We start from the raw sequence: 4,809 nt of genomic DNA, 5'->3' as shown, positions 1-4,809 counted from the left end.
GCATCCTGCGGGACAGTGTTGTTGTCGCCGGGCACCGTGGCGCTTTCCGGGTCGTAGAGCACAATGCCGGTGGCCGTGTAACTGAACGGCGTGCGCAACAGCCCCGCCAAGGCAAGGCCGGGCACGAGCACAGTGCTGGCCAGGATAATGCGCCACCGCCGGCGCAAGCTGAGCAACTGCTCGGCCAGGCCGGGCGTGACATGCGGATGCTGCGAGGCAACGCTGGGAATGGTCAGGCTCATGCCGGGGATGCTAACGAACCGTTAACAAATTGACAATTTATAGTTGTGGGTATGGCGCAACCCAGGGGCGCGAACCTTGTACGGCACGGTCCGTCCGCAGCGTGACCTTGGTGCCGTTCACCCAGGCGGCGGTGGCGCCGTTCCGGTAGACGTAAAGCCGGTCGATGGCCGGCAGCCCGGCGCATCCGGTGAATTCGACGGGCGAAACCGCGATGGCAGAGCCGGTGCAATCCGCGGGCGGCGCGGTGGCGAACAAAACTTGGCCGAGCCGGCAGGTATTTTCCGTGCATTGCGCCGGGGTGAGCGGCACCTCGCCCCAGACCGGCGCCCATTGCTCCAAGGTGAAACGGTCCCCCTTGCGCTGCGCAACCAGGAACACCGTCCCGCCGGAGCGTATGGCGATGAGCCGGGCATCAGGCGAGACCAGCACATCTGGCGGGCGGGCGAGCAACGCCAGCGCCACGCCCAGCGCCATGACCGGAATACCGGCAAGGCGCGGGGTGGAGCGCCAGATGCACAGCCAGACCAACCCGGCGGCGACGACCAGAATGGCGGCGGGCGGCATGGGGGCGATGCGCAGCATGGCATCCGGGAATTGCGCGATCTGCGCCGTGATCCAGACGATAACCCGGATGCCCCAGCCCATGGGGATCAGCGCCAGCGCGCTCATGTGCAACGGCATCAGCGCCAAGGATACCAAGCCGAGCGGCATGATCCAGAACGCGGTGAGCGGCACGGCGAGCAGATTGGCGGGAATCCAGTACGGCTGGATCTGCTGAAACTGAAACGCCGCAAAGGGCATGGAGGCCGCGCCCGCGAGCAGGCTGGTATAGGTTAGGCCCAGCACATGCGCGCCCACGCGGCCCAGCCGTGAGCCCGAGGCATGAAAGCGGGTGAAGAAATGCTGCACGGCGGCATAGCCGGAGATAAGCGCCAGCACGGCGGAAAAGCTCATCTGGAAGCTGGTACCAAGCACGGTTTCCGGCGTGGCGAGCATCAGCGCCACGGCAGCCACCGCCAGCCCGCGCAGGGAGAACGTACGGCGCCCCACGAACACGCCGAGCGTGGCGAGGCTGGCCATGGCGAGGCTGCGGATGATGGGCAAATGCGCGCCCGTCAGCGCGGCGTACCCGGCCCCCGCCAGCAGCGCCAGCGCCGCGGCGATGGCCTTGGTCGGCAGGCGCAAGGCCATGCGCTCCCTCCGGGTGAGCAGATAGCGCGAGCCGGCAAAGGCCAGCCCCATGATGATGCCGACATGCAGCCCGGCCACGGCGAGGATATGGGCCAGCCCTGCTTCGATGAAATTCTGCCGCTCCTGCGGCGGTATCGCCTGTTCGTCGCCCGTGAGCAGGGTGACGGCGATGGAGCCGGTCTCGGGCGGCAGCGTGGCCATGATGGTGGCGGCGATATCGGCGCGCAGATTTTGCAGCGCATCGGCTAGGCGGTTCGGCGGCGCCGGGCTGATGATGGTGACATGGTTCAGCGCGAATCCGGCGGCGTTGAGGCCGGAGAAGAAATCGTCCCGCCCCTGGTCCCAGCCGCCCGGATAGGCCGGGCGGTCCGGCCCGAACAGCATGGCGTAGCACTGCATCACCTCGCCCGCCTGCAACGGCGCCGGATCGTCCGGGCGCAGCTTTATCCGCACCGCACGGGGCAACGGCGGGCCGCCATCAAGGCGCGGGGATACAAGGGTGATGCGCTCGGCGCCGGGCATAATCTCGATCCGCGCGATGCTGCCGGTAAGCTTGATGACGCCGGTGGGGATGAAGGCGAGTGGCGGTTCGGCGGCGGTGCGCCACTCGGCCCGGGCGAAACCCAAAGACGCCGCCAGCGCCAGCGCAGCCACGAAACGCAGGTAAGGGTGCCGCCAAGACGCCGCCAGCGCCACGGCGCTCGCCCCGAGGACCATGCCCCCCAGCCACAAAGGCGGCTCCGTGGGGAGGGAGAAATACAGCAGGATCGCCGCACCCATGGCGATGGGCAGCAGAAGCATGAAGCGGCCATGCTCGGCCTCCACCCAGCGTGCAAAACCGTCGAACAGCGGCAATCTCCAGTTGCAGCTGGACGTTAACCATTTGCGCGCGCTGGCACAATGCGGCGCAAAAGGGTAACAGGCGGGCATGACAATCCGTACCCGCTTCGCCCCTTCCCCGACCGGGCTGCTGCATATCGGCGGCGCCCGCACCGCGCTCTTCAACTTCCTCTTCGCCCGCCACCATGGCGGCGAGTTCGTGCTCCGCATCGAGGATACCGACCGCGCCCGCTCCACCCAGGAAGCGGTGCAGGTGATCCTGGACGGGCTGGACTGGCTCGGCCTGAAATCCGACGCGCCGCCGGTGTACCAGACCACGCGCGAAGCCCGGCACGTGGAAGTGGCGATGCAGCTGCTGGAACAGGGCAAGGCGTATAAGTGCTACTGCACGCCGGAGGAGCTGACGGCGATGCGCGAGCAGGCGGTCGCCGAGAAGCGCGCGCCCCGCTATGATGGCCGTTGGCGTGACCGCGATCCGTCCGAAGCCCCGGAAGGCGTGAGACCCGCCATCCGCCTGAAGGCCCCGCGCGAGGGCGAGGTGGTGCTGCAAGACCTCGTGCAGGGCGAAGTGCGGGTGAAGAATGCCGAGATGGATGACATGATCATCCTGCGCTCGGACGGCACGCCGACCTATCTGCATGCCGTGGTGGTGGATGACCATGACATGGTGATCACCCATGTGATCCGTGGCGATGACCACCTGACCAACACGTTCCGGCAGATCCAGATCTATGACGCCATGGGCTGGGAGAAGCCGCAATTCGCGCATATCCCGCTGATCCATGGCGCCGATGGCGCGAAGCTCTCCAAGCGCCACGGCGCCGTGAGCATCCTGGAATTCCGCGAGCAGGGCTTCCTGCCCGAGGCGCTGTGCAACTATCTGCTGCGCCTGGGCTGGGGCCATGGCGATGCCGAGTTCCTCGCCCGCGACGAGCAGATCGAGCTGTTCACCCTGGAAGGCGTGGGCCGGGCCGCGAGCCGCATGGACTACGCCAAGCTCACCCACCTGAACGGCATGTGGCTGCGCCAAGCCGATGATGCGCGGCTGCGCGAGGAAGTTGTCGAGCGGCTGGTGAAGTCCGGCCACACGGTGGGCACCGAGGCGATGGACCGGCTTCTGGCGCTGATGCCGGGGCTGAAGGAGCGGGCGAAGACGCTGGAGGAGTTGGCGGTTTCCGCTGCCTTCCTGGCGCGCGAAGTACCCCTGCCCTTCGAGCCAAAGGCCGAGGCGCTGCTAACCCTGGAAGCCCGCGAGATGCTGGCGCGGCTGCTGCCGGTGCTGGAGGGAGTGGCCTTCGAGACCGCCGCCATCGACGCGGCGCTGCGTGGCTTCGCCGAAGCGGAGGGCCGCAAGCTTGGCCAAGTGGCGCAGCCGCTGCGCGCCGCGCTCACCGGCAGCACCATGAGCCCGGGTATCGACGCGACGCTGATCGCGCTCGGCAAGGAAGAGAGCCTGAAGCGGATCGGCGCGGTCACCGCCTGAGCCATTTCCGGCCAAACGAAAAAACCGCCCGTTTTTTACGGGCGGTTTTTTTATGCGCAGTCAGAAATTCGCGACGGTACAGGTGCTGCCGGCGGCTGAGAGTTCGGCGCAGAATTTGGCTGCGTCCACCTTGCCCGCAAAGCCCGCGACGCGCAGCCGGTAATAGGTCTTGCCGTGCACGGTAGCCATGCTGATCTCGGGCGACTTGCCGCTGAACAGCGCCGGCTCGGATGCGGAGACCTTGTCCCATTGATGCTCGGCCGCAGATTGCGAGTTGAGCGCGCCGAGTTGCACGGCCGCATTGCCTCCGGTGGCAGGCGCGTCAGCGACGGCCGGCGCAGGCTCGGGCGAAGGTGCCGGGGCGGCAGCCACAGGCTCCGCAGCCGGGGCGGGCCCGGCCCCCGGTGTGGAAGAGGACATCGCCCCGGGGACCGACGACGGGCCGACATAGGCGGCACTGGAATTCGAAGAGGGGCTTGCGGGAGCCGGAGCGGGCACAGCCGCCTGAACAGGCGCAGGATCTGCCGCAGGCTGCAGCGGCGTTGGCGCCGTGCTGACCGGGGCGGCCGGGGTAATCGGCGCGGCGGCGACCGGGGCTGTCGGCGCCTCGGTGACGGTCGGCGCGGGCGACGGCGGGGGGGGCGGATTCTGGATGGACGAGGCGATGAGCGCGGAGAATCCATCCATCGCTCTGTTCACGTCATCCGGCGGCAGATCCACACTAAGAACCTGGCGTGCCTCGTCATCGCGCCCGGTGGCGACCAGCGCGGCGGCATAGTCCTCGCGGATCTTGGGCGTGGCGCCCTGCCCGGAGGCCAACGGCCCGAGATATTGCAGCGCCTCCTCCCCATGGCCGGACAGCGCCAGCGACAGGCCGAGATTGACCTCCGCCGCGGTGAGCGCCGGATTGGCCAGCAGGGCGCGCTGATACGGATCCACGGCACCGGCGAAATTGCCTTGCAGGTCGCGCGCGATGCCCAAATCGTTCAGTGCATTGGCATTGCCGGGATCATCCTGCACGGCGCCCTCGAAGGCCTGCTCGGCGGCCTGCG

4 protein-coding genes are annotated in these 4,809 nt (G+C 68.0%); 1 reads left to right on the top strand and 3 read right to left on the bottom strand.

From position 1 onward, the window contains the following. Together ACLPJJ_RS02315 and ACLPJJ_RS02310 are read right to left on the bottom strand one after the other, a co-directional pair. The coding region (locus ACLPJJ_RS02315) for a hypothetical protein (protein WP_443589153.1) at positions 1-242 on the bottom strand (242 nt) is incomplete at its 3' end. A gap of 37 nt (positions 243-279) precedes the next feature. Then, the gene (locus ACLPJJ_RS02310; protein ID WP_443589151.1) at positions 280-2,289 is read right to left on the bottom strand and encodes a ComEC/Rec2 family competence protein; all 2,010 of its coding nucleotides are present in this window, start codon (positions 2,287-2,289) and stop codon (positions 280-282) included. A 73-nt stretch (positions 2,290-2,362) separates the two neighbouring features. Here ACLPJJ_RS02310 and gltX point away from each other — a divergent pair, with 73 nt between their 5' ends. After that, positions 2,363-3,757 (top strand): glutamate--tRNA ligase, encoded by a 1,395-nt coding sequence (gltX, locus tag ACLPJJ_RS02305; protein ID WP_443589149.1) that lies wholly within the window; start codon positions 2,363-2,365, stop codon positions 3,755-3,757. 60 nt (positions 3,758-3,817) lie between these two features. On the opposite strand, the gene ACLPJJ_RS02300 is transcribed toward gltX, so the two are convergent. Beyond that, a partial coding sequence (locus ACLPJJ_RS02300) for an SPOR domain-containing protein (RefSeq protein ID WP_443589148.1) occupies positions 3,818-4,809 on the bottom strand: 992 nt, incomplete at its 5' end.

Origin of the sequence: Acidocella sp. (assembly GCF_052326845.1) — a bacterium.
In the GTDB taxonomy this organism is placed as follows: domain Bacteria; phylum Pseudomonadota; class Alphaproteobacteria; order Acetobacterales; family Acetobacteraceae; genus Acidocella.
The sequence above is the reverse complement of the archived record's forward strand: the minus strand, read 5'-3'. Positions and strand labels throughout refer to the sequence as shown.